Source organism: Pseudomonas sp. PA-7-1E, from assembly GCF_021605325.1.
In the GTDB taxonomy this organism is placed as follows: Bacteria; Pseudomonadota; Gammaproteobacteria; order Pseudomonadales; family Pseudomonadaceae; genus Aquipseudomonas; species Aquipseudomonas fluorescens_BV.
On sequence record NZ_WKFA01000005.1, the window covers coordinates 170,803 to 188,929 of the forward strand.

Here is an 18,127-nt window from a genome sequence, read left to right on the forward strand (position 1 = left end):
CATATTCAAGCCTGTCTCGCTGGCGGCTTGCGCCGCACATAAAGGGTTTTGTCGACCCGCGCCACCAGGGTGCCGGAGCCGTCATGAATCTCGACCTTGAGGTGGGGCAGATATTTCTCGCCACCTGCGGTCTGGCGCCAAATTTCATCGAGCAAAGTGTCGTCGATGGAGAATTCGGCATACACCGGGCCTTTGCCCGGCGAGATGAAGTCGATACTCGCAGCCTTGTCCCACACGATGTAGTCGCGGCCCAGGTTTTCCATCAACAGCAACATGTAGAACGGATCGACCATCGAATACAGGCTGCCGCCAAATTGCGTACCGACGTAATTGCGGTTGTACCAACCCAGGCCCATGCGCACCTTGGCATGCCGGAAGTCGGCACTCAGTGCCTGCACCCGCACCCCGGCGCCGAGGTACGGCGGGTACAGGGTGAGGAACCAGCGCAACAACCGCGCCTTACCCACGCGTTGGGTTAGCCATTTACGCATCGGAACGCGTACCCAGGCCCATGGCCTGGCGGGCGAACCAGCGTTTGGCTGGTGGCAACAGGTCGAGGCCGAGCAAGCCCATATTGCGGCCCAGCGCCACCAACGGTTGGGCACTGCCAAACAGGCGCGTGACCTGGTCGGAGAAGCCTACGGTGAGTTGCTGGTCCAGGCGCTGGCGCTCGCGATAGCTTTGCAAAGTCGCCAGGTCACCCGGCACAGCAGGCCCGGCCAGCAGCGCTTCGGCCAAGGCATTGGCATCGCGCAGAGACAGATTGAACCCCTGCCCGGCAATCGGGTGCAGGCTATGGGCGGCATTGCCGAGGACCGCCAGGTGCGAACGCACTTGCTCTTCGGCTTCCACCAGGGTCAACGGGTACAGGTGGCGGGCACCCACTTGCTTGAGGGTGCCCAGGCGATACCCGAACACACCCTGCAGTTCGCTCAGGAAGCTACGCTCGTCGAGGCTGGCCAAGCGCTGGGCGTCCATGCCGATGCGGGTCCAGACCAGCGCGCAACGGTTGTCCGGCAGCGGCAGCAAGGCCATGGGGCCTTCATCGGTAAAGCGCTCGAACGCCTCGCCATTGTGCGCTTCGCTCGGGGTGATGTTGGCGATCAGCGCGCTCTGGTTGTAGGGCCGGGTTTTCACGCCAATGCCCAGTTGCTCTCGCAGGCCGGAACGGCCGCCATCGGCCAGTACCGCAAGGTCGCATTCCAGCACGGTTTCATCGTTGAGGGTCAGGCGATAGCCATCGGGCAGAGGCTCCATGCGCGTGACTTCCGCCGGGCAGCGCCAGCTCACCACGTCCTTGTCCAAGCCTTGCCACAGGCATTGGCCGAGCCAGGCGTTTTCCACCACATAACCCAGGGCTGGCACGCCCTCCTCCATCGCGGACAAACGCGCGGTGGAGAAGCGCCCACGGTCCGATACATGGATCTGCTTGATCGGCTCCGCACGTCGGGAAATGGCATGCCACAGGCCCAGCCGCTGGTAAATCTGGCGCGCGCCAAACGACAGCGCGGAAGAGCGCGCATCGTAGCTCGGTTGGTAACTGTCGCCCGGTGCAAAGGGCTCGATCAGCACGATCTTCCAACCCCGCGCCTTGGCCCCCGCTTGCAACGCCAGGGCCAGGCTGGCGCCCACCAGGCCACCGCCGATAATCGCCAGGTTGACCCGGCTCATCGGGCAGCCGCCATCAACGCCTCGATCTCGGCAACGGTCTTGGGCACGCCGCCAGTCAGGATTTCACAGCCTTGCTTGGTCACTACCACGTCGTCCTCGATGCGCACGCCAATGCCACGCCATTTTTTTGCCACGTTCTGGTTGTCCGGGGAAATATAGATGCCCGGCTCCACGGTCAAGGCCATGCCCACTTCCAGCACGCGCCATTCACCGCCCACTTTGTACTCGCCCACATCATGCACATCCATGCCCAGCCAGTGGCCGGCACGGTGCATGTAGAAGGCGCGGTAGGCTTCGCTGGCGATCAACTCGTCAACGTCACCTTGCAACAACCCCAGCTTCACCAGGCCGGCGGTGATGACCTGCACGGTCGCCTCATGGGCCTGGTTCCAATGTTTGTTCGGCGCGATCTGCTTGAAGGCGGCTTCCTGGGAGGCCAGCACAATCTCGTAGATCGCCTTCTGCTCCGGCGAAAACTTGCCGTTGACCGGCCAGGTACGGGTGATGTCGCTGGCGTAGCAATCGATCTCACACCCGGCGTCGATCAGCACCAGGTCGCCGTCCTTGAGCACCGCGTCATTCTGCTGGTAATGCAGGATGCAGCTGTTGCGCCCGGCGGCGACGATGGAGCCATAGGCCGGCATCTTCGCGCCGCCTTTGCGAAACTCGTAATCCAGCTCGGCTTCCAGGCTGAACTCATGCAGGCCGGCACGGCTGGCCTGCATCGCCCGCACATGGGCCGCACAGGAAATTCGCGCTGCCTCGCGCATCACCTTCACTTCTGCCGCCGATTTATACAGGCGCATATCGTGGAGCAAATGATCCAGGGCAACGAATTCGTTCGGCGGCTGGGCGCCCAGGTGTGCTTTTGAACGGATCACGTTGATCCACTCCATCACGTGCCGGTCGAACTCGGCATTGCTGCCCATGGCCGAGTACACACGGTCGCGACCTTCGATCAGGCCGGGCAGGATGTCGTCGATATCGGTAATGGGGAAGGCGTCATCCGCGCCAAAGTCGCGAATCGCGCCCTCGGTGCCCGCACGCAGGCCGTCCCACAATTCGCGCTCGGCATTGCGCTCGCGGCAGAACAGCACGTACTCGCCGTGTTGGCGACCGGGCATCAGCACGATCACCGCTTCGGGCTCGGGGAAACCGCTCAGATACTGGAAATCGCTGTCCTGGCGGTAAACATGCTCGACATCGCGGTTGCGGATGGCCACGGCGGCGGCCGGCAGGATCGCGATGCTGTTGGGTTCCATCTGCGCCATGAGCGCCTTGCGGCGACGGGTGTATTCCGCTTTGGGGATATGAATCATGGGCAGATGGGCTTCCTTTCTTTAGTGCAACGACGGCTTGGCAGCGACCGGCTCAGCGGACTTCTTGGTCTCGGTGAACAGCAGCAACGGCGCGACGCGCAGGTATTCCATGACTTCCATGTAGTCGCCTTCGCCATCTTCGGACTCTTCCAGGGCATCTTGCACCTGTGAGATCGCCGCCAGGTCCTGCAGCACTTCCTTGGCGTCGGTGCTCAGCTCCAGGCCGCCGGCATTCACGCCGAAACCGTGGAGGAAACCCTGGCACCATTGGCCCAGGGCAGCAGCGCGCTCGGTAAGCGGCGCGTCATCGGTCGGCAGCAGCAGGACCACGGTGACGTCGTCACCGGTCAACTCGCCCTTGACCATCTCTTGCAGGCCGATCAACGCATTGCGCACGTTCTCGGTGGGTTCGGTTTCCAGCAACTCGGCCACATCGGCCAGCCAGTTGTCGGCATCAAAGCCCACACCGGTGCAACTGCGGCCCAACAGCACGCCGTGCAGTTCGGCAGGCGAGCAAGGGTGGCCGCTGGTGCTCAGCAGTTTGGAAAAAGCATCGTACGGGGAATTCTGAATGGGCATGGTGAGCTAGGCGCCAGACGGCGCAATGTCTAGAATGGAGCGCTGTATCCTAGCACCGGCAGACGTACCAAGACTATCGAGGGCGTCAGATCGTTTATCCTGCAGTTGCCATTCATCAGACAAATCCAGTGGAACCCAATGGAAGACACCGACCTGCAAGCGCTGATGGCCAGACTCGAACTGCTAATTGATCGGGTCGAGCAACTTAAGAGTCAAAACGGACTCCTATTAGCTCAGGAAAAGACCTGGCGCGAGGAACGCGCTCACCTCATTGAAAAAAACGAAATCGCCCGGCGTAAGGTCGAATCGATGATTTCGCGCCTGAAGGCCCTGGAGCAAGACTCATGAGTTCAAGCAATAGCGTTACCGTGCAGATCCTCGACAAAGAATATTCGATCATCTGCCCCCAGGAAGAACGCAGCAACCTGGTGAGCGCTGCCCGCTACCTGGACGGCAAGATGCGCGAAATCCGCAGCAGCGGCAAAGTGATCGGCGCCGACCGCATCGCTGTGATGGCCGCGCTGAATATCACCCACGACCTGCTGCATAAGCAGGAGCGCCCTGACGTACAGGCCAGTGGTTCGACGCGCGAGCAGGTGCGTGACCTGCTCGATCGCGTGGATCTGGCGCTTTCCACCGATTCAGACACACCCAAGGGCTGATTGCCGAGCGGGTTTAAGGTATACTCGCCCCACTCCCTGGCGTGTTTGCCAGTCGGCGATGTCCCTGAGCCGATTCGCACTACCCTGGAAGTTGCACGTTGGGCTGGTGTGCATGTCCGCTAGACGGAAAGCCTTAAAGCCTACTGCTTCTTCCACCTTGAACTTTCGGGTTCAAGGGCTAAGTCGACAGCGGCTCTGTCGGGGAGCCTGAATTCCCAAACTCAATGCCAGTCCCCGGACTGGCATTGTTTTATGAGCCGAAAATCATGACCGAACCTGCGCCGCTATCTCGTCCGCAACTTCGACGCATGTTGCGCAAGGCCCGCCGCGCCCTCACGCCAAGCGAGCAGCGCCAGGCCGCTCAGGGTGTGTACCGGCAACTGGCACAGCACCCGCTGTTTCGCCGGGCCAAACATATCTCTTTATATCTGCCCACGGACGGTGAAATCGATCCGCGCCTGCTGCTGCGTGCGGCCCAGCGCCGCGGCAAAGCCACTTACCTGCCGGTGCTCAGCGCCTGGCCGCGCACCAAGATGGTGTTCCAGCGTGTACGACCTGGGGATAAGTTGCTGCCAAACCGCTTTCGCATCCTTGAACCACGGGTCAATGCCCATCGTCAGCGCCAGGTCTGGGCGCTGGACCTGGTGTTATTGCCGCTGGTGGGGTTCGACGATGTGGGTGGGCGCCTGGGCATGGGCGGCGGGTTCTACGATCGCAGCCTGGCCTATCTTGCCCGCCGCCAGAGCTGGCGCAAGCCAACGCTGCTGGGGCTGGCCCATGAATGCCAGAAAGTCGAACGCCTGGCGCAGGCGAGTTGGGATGTGCCGTTGGCGGGGACGGTGACTGATACGCAGTGGTATGACGCACAAACGCCGCTGGAAACAGCGGCGCCTTGGTGAATGCTTGAGTTAACGCTTGAACGGTTGTGGCTGCTGCTGAGCCAGTTCAACCGGTGCATCGGTCTTGTTCGACCACAGGCTCTGGGCATAACCGGTGGTCACGACGCCCAGACCAAACAAAATAACCAAAATCCATAGTAAATCCGGCTTACGTTGCATCGATTGCCCCCCTTTCAGGCACCTCGTACACGATGACAACAACGTTCCAAAGTAGTCCGTTGCAGCTGCGTCAAGCTTAAAAGCGCGCATTCTGCGGTAACGTGAACCAACACGCAAACCTTGACGCCAACCGACTGTCGGTTTGTCACGCAATTGCCCGACAACTTGCCCAATGCCTTTTTCAGGAGCCCAACAATGGCCTACTGGCTGATGAAATCCGAGCCCGACGAACTCTCTATCAACGGCCTGGAAAAGCTCGGCGAAGCGCGCTGGGACGGGGTACGCAACTATCAGGCCCGCAACTTTTTGCGCGCCATGGCCGTGGGCGACGAGTTTTTCTTCTACCACTCCAGTTGCCCGGAGCCAGGGATTGCCGGCATCGGCAAAATCACTCGGGCCGCCTATCCGGACCCCACTGCGCTGGAACCAGAAAGCCACTATTTCGACGCCAAGGCCACCCCGGAGAAAAACCCGTGGAGCGCGATCGATGTTGCCCACGTGCAGACCTTTCCCAAGGTGCTGGGCCTTGGCTATCTAAAGCAGCAAACTGCCCTGGCTGAAATGCCGCTGGTGCAAAACGGCAGCCGGCTTTCGGTCATGGCAGTCACACCGGAGCAGTGGGCAGCGGTCCTGCAGTTGCTTTAATGGATACTGGCTTCTTGCGGTGCCTGTCAGGGCCTCTTCGCGGGCAAGCCCGCTCCCACACTGGAATGCGAGCCCCTGTGAAAGCGGGCTTGCCCGCGATAGTCGCGCAGCGACTTACTGGATGATCAGGTTGTTGAACAGCAGGTCTTCTACCACTGGCTTGCCGGTTTCATCGTTCATCACCTGCTGCGTTTGCTTCAACGCTTCCTGACGCAGCTTTTCCTTCCCTTCCACACTGCTCATGGTCTCGTTGGTCTGCTGGGTAAACAGCGCGACCAGTTGGTTGCGAATCAACGGGTCGTTGGCCTTGACCAACTTCGCCGCCTCATCACCGGTCACGCGCAGAGCAATGTCGGCCTTGTAGACCTTGAGCTTGGCCGTGCCATCCAGGCCGTAATTGCCCACGAACGGCGGCGTCAGGCTGATGTAGCTGACTTTCGGCGCCTCGCCTTCCTTGGCTTCTTCGGCCTGGGCTGCCATCGGCAACGTCAGGGCAAGCATCAACAGGATCCACGCTTTCACAGTTCATTCCTCGAATTCGGTTGCCGGGTAGCATAACGCTAGCAAGGCTGAGCACAAGCTTATGGGGGCTTATCAGGCGCGGGCATGCTCGTTGACCCACGGGCGTTCCCTCCTACACTTATCGGCCACGACGCCAAAAGGAATAGTCCGATGAAAGCTGTGCTGTGCAAAGCCTTCGGCCCCGCCGAAACCCTGGTGCTGGAAGAGATCGCCAGCCCGGCGATCAAGAAGAACGAAATCCTGTTGGACGTGCACGCGGCCGGGGTGAATTTCCCGGACACCCTGATCATCGAAGGCAAATACCAGTTCAAGCCGCCCTTTCCGTTCTCACCCGGTGGCGAAGCGGCAGGCGTGGTCAGTGAAGTGGGTGAGAAAGTCAGCCATCTGAAAGTCGGTGACCGTGTGATGGCGCTGACCGGCTGGGGCAGCTTTGCCGAGCAGGTCGCGGTGCCCGGCTATAACGTGCTGCCGATCCCGCCGAGCATGGATTTCAACACCGCCGCCGCCTTCAGCATGACCTACGGCACCTCCATGCATGCGCTGAAACAACGCGCCAACCTGCAACCCGGCGAGACCTTGCTGGTGCTTGGTGCGTCCGGCGGCGTGGGCCTGGCCGCCGTGGAGATTGGTAAGGCCATGGGCGCCCGGGTGGTTGCCGCCGCCAGCAGCGCCGACAAGCTCGCAGTGGCCAAGGCCGCTGGCGCCGATGAGCTGATTAACTACAGCGAAGCCAGCCTCAAGGATGAGGTCAAGCGCCTGACCGATGGCAATGGCGCCGATGTTATCTACGACCCGGTGGGTGGCGACCTGTTTGACCAGGCCATTCGTTCGATCGCCTGGAATGGGCGGCTGCTGGTGGTGGGGTTCGCCAGTGGGCGTATTCCTGAACTGCCGGTGAACCTGGCGCTGCTCAAGGGCGCAGCGGTGGTCGGGGTGTTCTGGGGCTCGTTTGCCCAGCGCCAGCCGCAGGATAACGCGGCGAATTTTCAGCAGTTGTTCACGTGGTATGGCGAGGGCAAGTTGAAGCCGTTGGTGTCACAGGTGTATCCGCTGGAACAGGCCGCAAAGGCGATCAATGATCTGGGGCAGCGCAAGGCAGTGGGTAAAATAGTTGTCCAAACCCGATAACACACCTGAAATGCAATCCATGTGGGAGCTGGCTTGCCTGCGACAGCGGTGAGTCAGCTGCTACAGATGAAGCTGAAAGACCGTCATCGCAGGCCAGCCAGCTCCCACAGTAGTTACTTCGCGGTCTTAGGACCTAACCACGACCATCACTTATCTATAGGCGACATGTTCGTAAAAGAACATGCAATTGCTCTCGTTTCCTGTGTTTGCAGATAAGAGGCGATGCTATTTTCGGTAACGAAACTGTAACATTCGCGTCCGCAGTCAAAACAAGAAATTTGGAGCTCTTGAATGTTTGCTTTCTTTCGTCCTGCCGCACACCAGGCGCCCTTGCCTGAAGAAAAAATAGACAGTACCTACCGACGGCTGCGCTGGCAGATCTTCGCGGGTATTTTCTTTGGTTACGCCGGTTACTACCTGCTGCGTAAAAACTTCTCCCTGGCCATGCCCTACCTGATCGACGAGGGTTACACCCGCGGTGAACTGGGCCTGGCAATGTCGGCGATTGCGATTGCCTACGGCTTGTCCAAGTTCCTCATGGGCCTGGTGTCCGACCGCTCCAACCCACGCTATTTCCTGCCCTTTGGCCTGCTGGTTTCGGCGGGGGTGATGTTCATTTTCGGTTTCGCACCTTGGGCAACGTCCAGCGTGACCATGATGTTCATTTTGCTGTTCATCAACGGCTGGGCCCAGGGCATGGGCTGGCCGCCAAGTGGGCGGACCATGGTGCACTGGTGGTCGCAGAAAGAACGCGGCGGCGTGGTGTCGGTTTGGAACGTGGCGCATAACGTCGGCGGTGGCTTGATCGGCCCGCTGTTCCTGCTGGGCATGGCGTGGTTCAACGACTGGCATGCGGCGTTCTATGTACCGGCCACCGTGGCCTTGGCGGTGGCAGCGTTTGCCTTCATCACCATGCGCGACACACCGCAATCGGTGGGCCTGCCGCCTATCGAGAAGTACAAGAACGATTACCCGGAAGGCTACGATGCCAGCCACGAAGACGAATTCAGCGCCAAGGAAATCTTCGTCAAGTACGTGCTGCGCAACAAAATGCTCTGGTACATCGCCTTCGCCAACGTGTTTGTCTATCTGCTGCGCTACGGCGTACTGGACTGGGCGCCGACCTACTTGAAAGAAGCCAAGCACTTCACGGTCGATAAGTCGTCCTGGGCGTACTTCTTCTACGAGTGGGCAGGTATCCCGGGCACGCTGCTGTGCGGCTGGATGTCGGACAAGATCTTCCGTGGCAACCGCGGCCTGACCGGTATCGTGTTCATGGCCCTGGTGACAGTGGCCACCCTGGTTTACTGGCTCAACCCGCCGGGCAACCCGATGATCGACATGATTGCGCTGTTCTCCATCGGCTTCCTGATCTACGGCCCGGTGATGCTGATCGGCCTGCAGGCATTGGAACTGGCTCCGAAGAAGGCCGCCGGCACCGCAGCGGGCTTCACCGGTCTGTTCGGTTATCTGGGCGGTTCGGTAGCGGCAAGTGCGGCCATGGGCTACACGGTCGACCATTTCGGCTGGGACGGTGGTTTCGTGCTGCTGATTGGTGCGTGCGTACTGGCGATCGCGTTCCTGATCCCCACGCTGTGGCACACCAACAGTGTCAGCTCGGCGCGTTAATCGCCCGGGCAACCCTTGGCACAACGCTTGAGCCGCGCCTCCAGGTTTTTATCTGGCATGGCGTGGCTACGCAGGGCGTTCACGGTCTGCTCGACATAATCGCGAGTCGTGCCGTAACGCCCGCAAGCGCTTTGCAGTACATGATTAAGCACGATATCGGGCAAGTTGCCGGCATAGCTGGGCAAATGCCGCTCCAACACAAATCCCAACGCCTGCACGGTACTGCCATCCTGTAACCGACAGCTGAGCCAGTGCGGCCGGTAAGAGGGGTAAGGCATCTCACGTTGCCACAGGGCATACAGCGAGGCCTCCAACTGATCGTCCGGCAAACGGTAGGCGAACCCGCTGCAGGAACCACCGCGGTCCAGCCCGAACACCAACCCCGGCAATTCCGGCGTACCCCGATGCTCATGGGACCACAGGTACAAGCCCCGGTGATAACCGTGGACCCGTGCCCGTACGCGCTCGGTGGATGAACATTCAGGGCGCCAGATCAGCGAACCATAAGCAAATAGCCACACCGGCCCACCCTTATGCCGTGCCATGGTGGCTTGCATCGAGCTCATCAACTGTTCGTGTGTGAGTTGCGGCCCAAGATCGAGGCGCGGAGGGTAAGCCAATTGCAGAAGATCGGTTTCAATGGCGGTCATGGCGAAATGCGGTGCGCCTCCTGAGTGTTACCAGTTGTGAGCGACTTTACCGTAATAAAACGCAGCGCTGTAACCGTACGGCGAAAAAGTACCACTGGGCATTAATCAACGCCGCCACTCGTCAGGATCTGGACGGTTAATCCCGCTACTGTCAGCCCCGGTTCAGCCTGGGCGGGCGCCATGCCGTCAAACTAGCGCGCACATAACGACCCACTTAGCCGTTCATTACATCGACTATCGAGGTCGCCCCATGAAAAAATTTCGATTGCCTGGGCTGTTGTTCCTGGCCCAAGCCACCACCGCGCTGGCGAGCGAAACCCCACTCGCCAACGACGACAAAGGCTTCTGGTACGCCCAGACCAGTGTCTACACCCGGCACTTCGCACCCGACCCCGAGCACAACAACAAGCAGGACTTGATCGGCCTGGAACGCAACGAGGCATCGGGGCTGTTGTATGGTGGGGTGACTTTTCGCAACTCGTTCCGCCAGCGCTCGTACTACGCCTATGCGGGCAAGCGCTATGACCTGGCCGACTATCCGGTGTATGCAAAATTGACCGGCGGGCTGCTTCAGGGCTATCGCGGCGACTACCGCGACAAGATCCCGTTGAACCGATTCGGTGTGGCGCCGGTGATCATTCCGTCGGTGGGCGCGCATTACGGGCCGGTGGCGGCGGAGTTGGTGTTGCTCGGGTTCAACGCGGCAATGGTGACAACTGGCGTGCGCTTCTGACACGACACTGTCCCCTGTGGGAGCTGACTTGCCTGCTCCTACATTATTCAGCGCAAGGCTTCAGGGCCTTGGGGCGTAGGCGAAGACGTCGGCGCGCATCCGGTGCGCATCCATGCCGGCGCTGACCAGTGCGTCCAGCGTGCCGTAGATCATCGCCGGCGAACCGCTGGCGTAGACGTGCACGCTATTGAGGTCGGCAATGTCTTCGCACACTGCCTCATGCAGCAAACCACAGCGCCCTTCCCAACCACACAGGTCGCTGACGACTTTGTGCAGGAACAGGTTGGGTAATTGCAGCCATTGATCCCAATGCTCGATTTCGTAGAAATCTTCCGGCAGACGCACGCCCCAATACAGATGCACCGGGTGCTTGAAACCTGAAGCGCGGCAATGCTCGATCAGACTGTTCATCTGCGCCATGCCGGTGCCGGCGGCCATCAGTACCAGTGGCCCGTCTGGCAGTTCAGCCAGGTGAGTGTCGCCAAACGGCAGCTCGACGCGCGCCATCTGGTTACGCTGCAACTGTTCGATGAGGCTGCGCGCGCTGGCTTCCCGTGCCAGTACATGCAACTCCAACTCACGCCCGGCATGGGGCGCCGAGGCCAGGGAAAACGCTGACTTCTCGCCGTTGTCCCGCTCGATCATCAGGTATTGCCCGGCGTGATAACGCACCGCCTTGCCAGCCGGGGCGCGCAGGCGCACGCGCCACACATCGCCACCCACTTGCGCACACTCGATCAATTGGCACGACAATTTGCGCAACGGCAACTCTCCCGGCGCCAGAACGCCATCCCACAGCACCACACAATCCTCCAGGGGCTCGGCGATACAGGTGTAGAACTCCCCATGATCGCGCACTTCCCCGGCTTGGCGTACCCGGCCCTCCACCAGCAACGCCGCGCAGACATGGCACACGCCATTGCGACAGGCTTGAGGGCACTCATAGCCCAGGCGACGGGCGCCTTCGAGGATTCGCTCGCCAGGAGCCAGCTCCAGCACAGCACCGGAAGGTTGCAGGGTTACACGCATCAATCTATTCCCAATTCTTTCCAGATCGCATCGACCCGCGCCGTGACGGCTTCATCCTTGACGATCACCCGGCCCCACTCACGCGTGGTTTCGCCCGGCCATTTGTGCGTGGCATCCAGGCCCATCTTTGAGCCAAGGCCCGATACCGGCGACGCGAAGTCGAGGTAGTCGATAGGCGTGTTGTCGATCATCACCGTATCGCGCTTGGGGTCCATGCGCGTGGTGATGGCCCAGATCACGTCGTTCCAGTCCCGGGCATTGATGTCGTCGTCGGTGACAATAACGAACTTGGTGTACATGAACTGTCGCAAAAACGACCATACGCCGAGCATTACCCGCTTGGCATGCCCCGGATACGACTTCTTCATGGTCACGATGGCCATGCGATACGAACAGCCCTCGGGCGGCAGGTAGAAGTCGGTGATTTCCGGGAATTGCTTTTGCAGGATCGGCACGAACACTTCGTTGAGCGCCACGCCGAGGATGGCGGGCTCATCGGGCGGACGACCCGTGTAGGTGCTGTGGTAGATCGGCTTGACCCGATGGGTGATGCGCTCGACGGTGAACACCGGGAAGCTGTCGACTTCGTTGTAGTAACCGGTGTGGTCGCCGTAGGGGCCTTCATCGGCCATTTCACCTGGGTGAATCACGCCTTCAAGGATGATTTCGGCGGTGGCCGGCACTTGCAGGTCATTACCGCGGCACTTCACCAGCTCCGTGCGATTACCGCGCAACAAACCGGCGAAAGCGTATTCGGAGAGGCTGTCAGGTACGGGCGTGACCGCGCCGAGGATGGTCGCCGGGTCGGCACCCAGGGCCACGGATACCGGGAACGGCTTGCCGGGATGCTTTTCGCACCACTCACGGAAGTCGAGGGCGCCGCCACGGTGGCTCAGCCAGCGCATGATCACTTTGTTACGGCCAATGACTTGCTGACGGTAGATACCGAGGTTCTGGCGGTCCTTGTTCGGGCCTTTGGTGACGGTCAGGCCCCAGGTGATCAACGGGCCGACGTCGCCGGGCCAGCAGGTTTGCACCGGGAGCATGGCCAGGTCGACATCATCGCCCTCAATGACCACTTCCTGGCACACCGCGTCCTTGACCACCTTGGGGGCCATGGCAATGATCTTGCGGAAGATCGGCAGCTTGGACCAGGCGTCCTTCAAGCCCTTGGGCGGCTCGGGCTCCTTGAGAAAAGCCAGCAGCTTGCCGATCTCGCGCAGTTCGCTGACGGACTCGGCGCCCATGCCAAAGGCCACGCGCTCGGGAGTGCCGAACAGGTTGCCCAGCACCGGAATATCGAAGCCGGTCGGGTTTTCGAACAACAGCGCCGGGCCCTTGTTGCGCAAGGTGCGGTCGCAAATCTCAGTCATTTCCAGCACCGGAGAAATCGGCATCTGGATACGTTTCAACTCTCCGCGCTGCTCAAGTTGCTGCACGAAATCCCGAAGATCCTTGAATTTCATTAACCATGCCACCCGTAAAATAGGCGTACATCCTACCTGCTCTGAGGGCGGCTGGCAGCTTAATTGGCCGTCAATCCGCGTGATTGCAACGAACTGAACAACGGCTCCAGGAAGGCTTCGATGTGTCGCGCGCCGACGTCTGAAAGGTGGTTATCGTCGGTATACAGCGCTCGGCCATTGAGTTCGACCCGGCATACACCGTCGGTGCCACACAGCAAAGGTGCAGGGTCCAGCACCGCGACACCGCTGTCGGCCGCCGCCAACTCATCAAACAAGTGCGTGATAAAGGCCTGGCGCTTTACATGCTCGGCCACGGCGAGCCCTTCACCGTCCACGGGGCGGTTCATCATGGCCAGGCGGCTGAGACGGTAAGGTACGATGATTTCCTGCAGCGGCACTTCCTTGACCAGCCAGACCTTGTGCCCGGCAGCGCGCAAGCCCTGGATGCGCTCGCGCAAGCCCTGGGCAAAGCGTTGTTCGGCGACGGCACGCACATACTGGCCGGTGCCGGGGTCTTTGAGCGCATGCTCCTTGTCACCGGACATTTGCCCGTACACATACAGGCTCCAGCGGGCGGCCAACACCACATCGCTGAAAGCCTGCTCGGACATGGCCTTCTCGACGCGACGATTGAAATGCGCGCAGCGGGCAATATTCTCCAGGCCATCGAGGGGAATACAGCCGGCAAAACTGGCTTCGACCAGGCTGATATCGTGGCGATCAGCGCCCTCTTTGAGTGCGGGTATCAGCGCGGTGGCGTGACTGTCGCCCCATACCAGCGCTGAAACAGATTGGCCTTTCGGGCCGAAATGGCAGAACAAGCGTTCATCGGGCGTATCTTTGTCGGCCATGCACGCCAGCAGGTCAGGGCTCCACTTCTTGGCCTGGGCAAAACGCAACGCCTGTTCGGACAAGCGCGAAGGCACGCCGTCAGCTTCGCGTATCGCAAGGCCAGTGAAGCCCAGCCCCAGAATGCCGACCATGGCTGACGCCAGAATCGCCTTACGCGAAGCCAGCAAACGTTTTTCCCGGAACGGCGTTTCCACGAAGCGCCAGGACAGATAGCCCAGCACCAGCGAAAGCAGCATCAGCCCCGCCAGCTCCAGCGCGCTCAAGCCATCCACCGCGGCATAGTTGGCGTACACGAACACCGGCCAGTGCCAGAGGTACCAGGAATAAGAGATCAGCCCGATACCCACCATGATCCGTGTGCCCAACAGGCGAGCGACCCAGGTCTGTTGCTGACCGTTGGCCCAGATCAACCCGACCACCCCCAGCACGGGCAACAACGCGGTCGCACCTGGGAACGGCGTTTTCGCGTCGTAGCCCAGCACAGCGATGAGGATCAATGCCAGGGAAGCCAGGCTGACCCCTTGAGCCAAGGCCGGCGAGGCGCGCCATTCACGCTTGGGCTGCACCGCCAGCATTGCACCGGCCAGTAGTTCCCAGGCCCGCAGATGCAACAGGAAGAAGGCTTTCTGCGGCTCATGCTGAACCGCCCAGACGCTCATGCCAAACGACACCAACAGTACCGCGAACAATGCCAGGCGCCAGTGCTTCAACCGACTGGAAAGCAACGTCAGCAGCAATGGGAAGAAAATATAGAACTGCTCTTCTACTGCAAGCGACCAGGTATGCAGCAAGGGCTTGATGTCGGATGAGGCATCAAAGTAGCCATGCTGACGCGAGAACAACAGGTTCGACGTAAAGGTCACCTGATAGTGCGCAGACCGCCCTAACTCCTCATAGTCCTTGGGCGCCAACAGAAACCAACCCACTGCCAGTGTCGCGGCGATCATCACAAACAGGGCCGGCAAGATACGCCGGGCTCGACGAGCCCAGAAGTCGATGAAGCTGAAGCGTCCAGCTTGACGCTCACGCCAGATAATTGACGTGATCAGGAAACCTGAGATGACGAAGAAGACGTCAACGCCAACAAAACCGCCAGTAATGCCAGGGACACCAAAGTGGAACAACACGACTGCAAGGACAGCAATGGCACGCAGGCCATCGATGTCTCTGCGGTAAGCAAGGGTGGTCATAAGAATGTGGTCAGTCTGCGACGAAAGGGATGAGCGAAGTCACGCGTCAATTTTTGTTACTTAACGGATACTTATGCCACAAAAATCGCAGAATCTCGACGCAAAAAAAATGGCGTCCCATTAAGGACGCCATTTTTTTGGACCTGAAACGCTGTATTACTTGCGTTTCATCGACAGGAAGAACTCGTCGTTGGTCTTGGTGGTTTTCAGCTTGTCGATCAGAAACTCGATGGCCGCAACTTCGTCCATCGGGTGCAGCAGCTTGCGCAGGATCCACATACGCTGCAGTTCGTCGTCTGCGGTCAGCAACTCTTCGCGGCGGGTGCCGGAGCGGTTGATGTTGATCGCCGGGAACACACGCTTTTCAGCGATGCGGCGGTCCAAAGGCAGTTCCATGTTGCCGGTACCCTTGAACTCTTCGTAGATCACTTCGTCCATCTTCGAGCCGGTTTCAACCAGCGCGGTGGCGATTATGGTCAGCGAGCCGCCTTCTTCGATGTTCCGCGCAGCGCCGAAGAAACGCTTTGGTTTCTCCAGGGCGTGGGCATCGACACCACCGGTCAGCACCTTGCCGGAGCTCGGGATCACGGTGTTGTAGGCACGGGCCAGACGCGTGATGGAATCGAGCAGGATCACCACGTCTTTCTTGTGCTCGACCAGGCGCTTGGCCTTTTCGATCACCATTTCGGCAACCTGCACGTGGCGGGTTGGCGGCTCATCGAACGTCGAGGCAACCACTTCGCCGCGCACGGTGCGCTGCATTTCGGTCACTTCTTCCGGACGCTCATCGATCAACAACACGATCAGATGAACTTCAGGGTTGTTACGTGCAATGTTCGCGGCGATGTTCTGCAGCATGATGGTCTTGCCGGCTTTCGGCGGTGCGACGATCAGGCCACGCTGGCCTTTGCCGATCGGAGCGCAGAGATCGATCACACGACCGGTCAAGTCTTCGGTGGAGCCGTTACCGGCTTCCATCTTCATGCGCACGGTCGGGAACAGCGGGGTCAGGTTCTCGAAGAGAATCTTGTTTTTCGCGTTCTCTGGGCGGTCGAAGTTGATCGTGTCGACCTTGAGCAGGGCGAAGTAACGCTCGCCTTCCTTCGGAGGACGGATCTTGCCAACGATGGTGTCACCAGTGCGCAAGTTGAAGCGACGGATCTGGCTCGGCGAGACGTAGATATCGTCTGGGCCGGCGAGATAGGACGCGTCTGCAGAGCGGAGGAAGCCGAAGCCGTCCTGGAGGATCTCCAGCACGCCATCACCGGAGATTTCCTCGCCGCTTTTCGCGTGCTTCTTGAGCAGGGAGAAAATCACGTCCTGCTTGCGCGAACGGGCCATATTTTCTATGCCCATTTCTTCGGCCAATTGGAGCAGGTCGGTAATCGGCTTTTGCTTGAGTTCAGTCAGATTCATATAGGAATGACGTAATCATTTATGGAGGGGGGAAATTAAGCTTTTGGCTTAATGAGGCCGCGCCGCAGAGAAGGCGACAGGATCGCGTACTAATCGAAAAGGAATGCGTCGGCGACGGCTTGCAGGGGGCAGTGGAGAAACCACTGCGGGGCCGAATGTACCACCTGGATTTCGGAGCGTCTAGCCCTGCTTTACGAAAAAGCCCCGCTATTTGCGGGGCTTTTTTGACGACGCTTAGATGTTCGCGTCGAGGAAAGCTTGCAACTGGGACTTCGACAGCGCGCCCACTTTAGTCGCTTCAACATTGCCGTTCTTGAACAGCATCAGCGTAGGAATACCACGTACGCCATGCTTGGCCGGAGTTTCCTGGTTGTCGTCGATGTTCAGCTTGGCAACGGTCAGCTTGCCTTCGTAGGTGGTTGCAATGTCGTCCAGGACCGGAGCGATCATTTTGCAAGGGCCGCACCATTCAGCCCAGTAGTCAACCAGCACCGGGCCGGCAGCCTTGAGTACTTCGGCCTCAAAGGTCGCGTCGGTGACGTGCTTGATAAGATCGTTGCTCATGGATGTCTCCGGATTGTAAGCAAAAAAAACGTTGCCCATCATAGCCGCCCTTCCCCTGTTCAGGAAGCCGCGTCTGATTGAGTCTTGCTATGAAGTTGAATGAGTGTGGGTATGACCCCACTCACGACGTAACGGGCGTCACGAACGCAATGCCCGTGCGCAACGCAGCATTACGTATATGTTCCTGCATGGTTTTCTGCGCCGTCGTACTGTTGCGGCGGGCCAGGGCGCGCAGGATCCTGCGATGTTCCTGCCAGGTTTCCATGGCCCGCTCCGGCCGGATGAACGGTAGTTTCTGACTCTCCAAAAACACCTCGGCACTGGCACTGAGGATACTCACCATTGCCTGGTTACCGCTGGCCAGCAGAATGCACTGGTGAAATTCGAAGTCCAGGCGAGCGGCCGCTTCGAAGTCACCCGCCTTGAGCACTCTGTGCATGGCTTCGACATTATCCTCCAGGCTGTCCAGCGCCTCGATGGTCAGTGTCATTGCTGCCAACCCCGCCGCAAACCCCTCCAATGCGTAGCGCAGCTGGAAGATATCCGGCGGCGTAGCCTGCGCCGCGAAGGGCCAGGCAAAGCCTGGCGCTTCTTGCACGTCCTGCACGAACACGCCCTTGCCCGCCTGCACACTGACCACGCCCAAGGCGCTAAGCGATGACAGCGCCTCACGCAACGAAGCCCGACTCACCCCCAATTGCAGGGCCAGGTCGCGCTGGGACGGTAACGCATCGCCCGGCCCGAAGCCTTGCTCCTTGATGAGTTTGCGGATGGCCTGCAAGGCCGCCTCCGGTACGGCTTGGGCAATGGAATTCATAAAAAGCACAGGTTCCCGATAGCTGCGTGACCCGTTGTAAAACTATTTATGGCCGGCTGCAAGCCACGCCCCAAAGGGGCTCGCAGCTTTTTGTCAGCGCTCGAAAAGGGTGCGAAAACCCTGGCAACTGTTCAGACCAGTAAGACCTGTGCACCTCAATAAACATCAGCCTTGCAGACGATCCGAACGGTGCTGGC

The 18,127-nt window shown here is 59.8% G+C and carries 20 protein-coding genes and 1 other RNA gene; 8 read left to right on the forward strand and 13 right to left on the reverse strand.

Going from position 1 to position 18,127, the window contains the following annotated elements; all coding sequences use genetic code 11:
* Positions 1-5: 5 nt before the first annotated feature.
* Genes GIW79_RS05400 through GIW79_RS05415 form a run of 4 tightly spaced genes read right to left on the reverse strand, consistent with a single transcriptional unit; the run spans position 6 to position 3,569 of the window.
* Positions 6-491, reverse strand: a complete 486-nt coding sequence (locus GIW79_RS05400) for a DUF4442 domain-containing protein (protein ID WP_198790962.1) — start codon at positions 489-491, stop codon at positions 6-8.
* A complete protein-coding gene (ubiH, locus tag GIW79_RS05405) occupies positions 484-1,671 on the reverse strand; it encodes a 2-octaprenyl-6-methoxyphenyl hydroxylase (protein ID WP_054895992.1) in 1,188 nt (395 codons plus the stop codon). Before ubiH ends, GIW79_RS05400 begins: the two co-directional genes overlap by 8 nt.
* Positions 1,668-2,990 (reverse strand): Xaa-Pro aminopeptidase, encoded by a 1,323-nt coding sequence (gene pepP, locus GIW79_RS05410; RefSeq protein ID WP_034129009.1) that lies wholly within the window; start codon positions 2,988-2,990, stop codon positions 1,668-1,670. Before pepP ends, ubiH begins: the two co-directional genes overlap by 4 nt.
* Positions 2,991-3,011: 21 nt before the next feature.
* Positions 3,012-3,569: a YecA/YgfB family protein gene (locus GIW79_RS05415; protein WP_054917081.1), complete on the reverse strand. Its 558-nt coding sequence runs from the start codon at positions 3,567-3,569 to the stop codon at positions 3,012-3,014.
* 138 nt (positions 3,570-3,707) lie between these two features.
* On the opposite strand from GIW79_RS05415, the gene GIW79_RS05420 reads away from it, so the two are divergent.
* From GIW79_RS05420 to GIW79_RS05435, 4 genes are all read left to right on the forward strand, one after another.
* Positions 3,708-3,917: a TIGR02449 family protein gene (locus GIW79_RS05420; RefSeq protein ID WP_003177365.1), complete on the forward strand. Its 210-nt coding sequence runs from the start codon at positions 3,708-3,710 to the stop codon at positions 3,915-3,917.
* Positions 3,914-4,231, forward strand: coding sequence for a cell division protein ZapA (locus GIW79_RS05425; protein WP_054895993.1), 318 nt, complete (start codon positions 3,914-3,916; stop codon positions 4,229-4,231). The genes GIW79_RS05420 and GIW79_RS05425 overlap by 4 nt, the downstream gene beginning before the upstream one ends.
* A 30-nt stretch (positions 4,232-4,261) precedes the next feature.
* Positions 4,262-4,440: non-coding RNA, 6S RNA (gene ssrS / locus GIW79_RS05430), on the forward strand.
* Between the two features lie 57 nt (positions 4,441-4,497).
* Positions 4,498-5,130 (forward strand): 5-formyltetrahydrofolate cyclo-ligase, encoded by a 633-nt coding sequence (locus GIW79_RS05435; protein ID WP_054917082.1) that lies wholly within the window; start codon positions 4,498-4,500, stop codon positions 5,128-5,130.
* Positions 5,131-5,139: 9 nt separating this feature from the next.
* Here GIW79_RS05435 and GIW79_RS05440 read toward each other — a convergent pair whose 3' ends face one another.
* On the reverse strand, positions 5,140-5,289 hold the full coding sequence (locus GIW79_RS05440) for a hypothetical protein (protein ID WP_010207387.1): 150 nt from the start codon (positions 5,287-5,289) through the stop codon (positions 5,140-5,142).
* A gap of 195 nt (positions 5,290-5,484) precedes the next feature.
* Between GIW79_RS05440 and GIW79_RS05445 the strand changes: the two genes are divergently transcribed.
* Complete coding sequence (locus tag GIW79_RS05445) at positions 5,485-5,934, forward strand: EVE domain-containing protein (protein ID WP_236452493.1); 450 nt, start codon at positions 5,485-5,487, stop codon at positions 5,932-5,934.
* 114 nt (positions 5,935-6,048) lie between these two features.
* Here GIW79_RS05445 and GIW79_RS05450 read toward each other — a convergent pair whose 3' ends face one another.
* On the reverse strand, positions 6,049-6,456 hold the full coding sequence (locus GIW79_RS05450) for a flagellar basal body-associated protein FliL (RefSeq protein ID WP_198790960.1): 408 nt from the start codon (positions 6,454-6,456) through the stop codon (positions 6,049-6,051).
* Between the two features lie 150 nt (positions 6,457-6,606).
* On the opposite strand from GIW79_RS05450, the gene GIW79_RS05455 reads away from it, so the two are divergent.
* Both GIW79_RS05455 and glpT read left to right on the forward strand, forming a co-directional pair.
* The gene (locus GIW79_RS05455) at positions 6,607-7,584 is read left to right on the forward strand and encodes an NADPH:quinone oxidoreductase family protein (protein ID WP_198790959.1); all 978 of its coding nucleotides are present in this window, start codon (positions 6,607-6,609) and stop codon (positions 7,582-7,584) included.
* 291 nt (positions 7,585-7,875) lie between these two features.
* Positions 7,876-9,213: a glycerol-3-phosphate transporter gene (gene glpT, locus GIW79_RS05460; RefSeq protein WP_032878817.1), complete on the forward strand. Its 1,338-nt coding sequence runs from the start codon at positions 7,876-7,878 to the stop codon at positions 9,211-9,213.
* Here the strand turns inward: glpT and GIW79_RS05465 are convergent.
* The gene (locus GIW79_RS05465) at positions 9,210-9,863 is read right to left on the reverse strand and encodes a gamma-glutamylcyclotransferase (RefSeq protein WP_034129015.1); all 654 of its coding nucleotides are present in this window, start codon (positions 9,861-9,863) and stop codon (positions 9,210-9,212) included. The genes glpT and GIW79_RS05465 overlap by 4 nt on opposite strands.
* Before the next feature lie 250 nt (positions 9,864-10,113).
* On the opposite strand from GIW79_RS05465, the gene GIW79_RS05470 reads away from it, so the two are divergent.
* Complete coding sequence (locus GIW79_RS05470; RefSeq protein WP_034129016.1) at positions 10,114-10,596, forward strand: hypothetical protein; 483 nt, start codon at positions 10,114-10,116, stop codon at positions 10,594-10,596.
* A gap of 60 nt (positions 10,597-10,656) precedes the next feature.
* On the opposite strand, the gene GIW79_RS05475 is transcribed toward GIW79_RS05470, so the two are convergent.
* The 6 genes from GIW79_RS05475 to GIW79_RS05500 form a co-directional block, all read right to left on the reverse strand.
* Complete coding sequence (locus GIW79_RS05475) at positions 10,657-11,625, reverse strand: CDP-6-deoxy-delta-3,4-glucoseen reductase (protein ID WP_034129017.1); 969 nt, start codon at positions 11,623-11,625, stop codon at positions 10,657-10,659.
* Positions 11,625-13,091, reverse strand: a complete 1,467-nt coding sequence (ubiD, locus tag GIW79_RS05480) for a 4-hydroxy-3-polyprenylbenzoate decarboxylase (RefSeq protein WP_003195329.1) — start codon at positions 13,089-13,091, stop codon at positions 11,625-11,627. Before ubiD ends, GIW79_RS05475 begins: the two co-directional genes overlap by 1 nt.
* 59 nt (positions 13,092-13,150) lie before the next feature.
* The gene (locus tag GIW79_RS05485) at positions 13,151-15,133 is read right to left on the reverse strand and encodes an acyltransferase family protein (protein WP_054895998.1); all 1,983 of its coding nucleotides are present in this window, start codon (positions 15,131-15,133) and stop codon (positions 13,151-13,153) included.
* Between the two features lie 156 nt (positions 15,134-15,289).
* Complete coding sequence (gene rho / locus GIW79_RS05490) at positions 15,290-16,549, reverse strand: transcription termination factor Rho (protein WP_003176825.1); 1,260 nt, start codon at positions 16,547-16,549, stop codon at positions 15,290-15,292.
* Positions 16,550-16,783: 234 nt separating this feature from the next.
* The gene (gene trxA / locus GIW79_RS05495) at positions 16,784-17,113 is read right to left on the reverse strand and encodes a thioredoxin TrxA (protein WP_034129019.1); all 330 of its coding nucleotides are present in this window, start codon (positions 17,111-17,113) and stop codon (positions 16,784-16,786) included.
* Positions 17,114-17,234: 121 nt separating this feature from the next.
* A complete protein-coding gene (locus GIW79_RS05500; protein WP_236452496.1) occupies positions 17,235-17,930 on the reverse strand; it encodes a FadR/GntR family transcriptional regulator in 696 nt (231 codons plus the stop codon).
* Positions 17,931-18,127 lie beyond the last annotated feature (197 nt).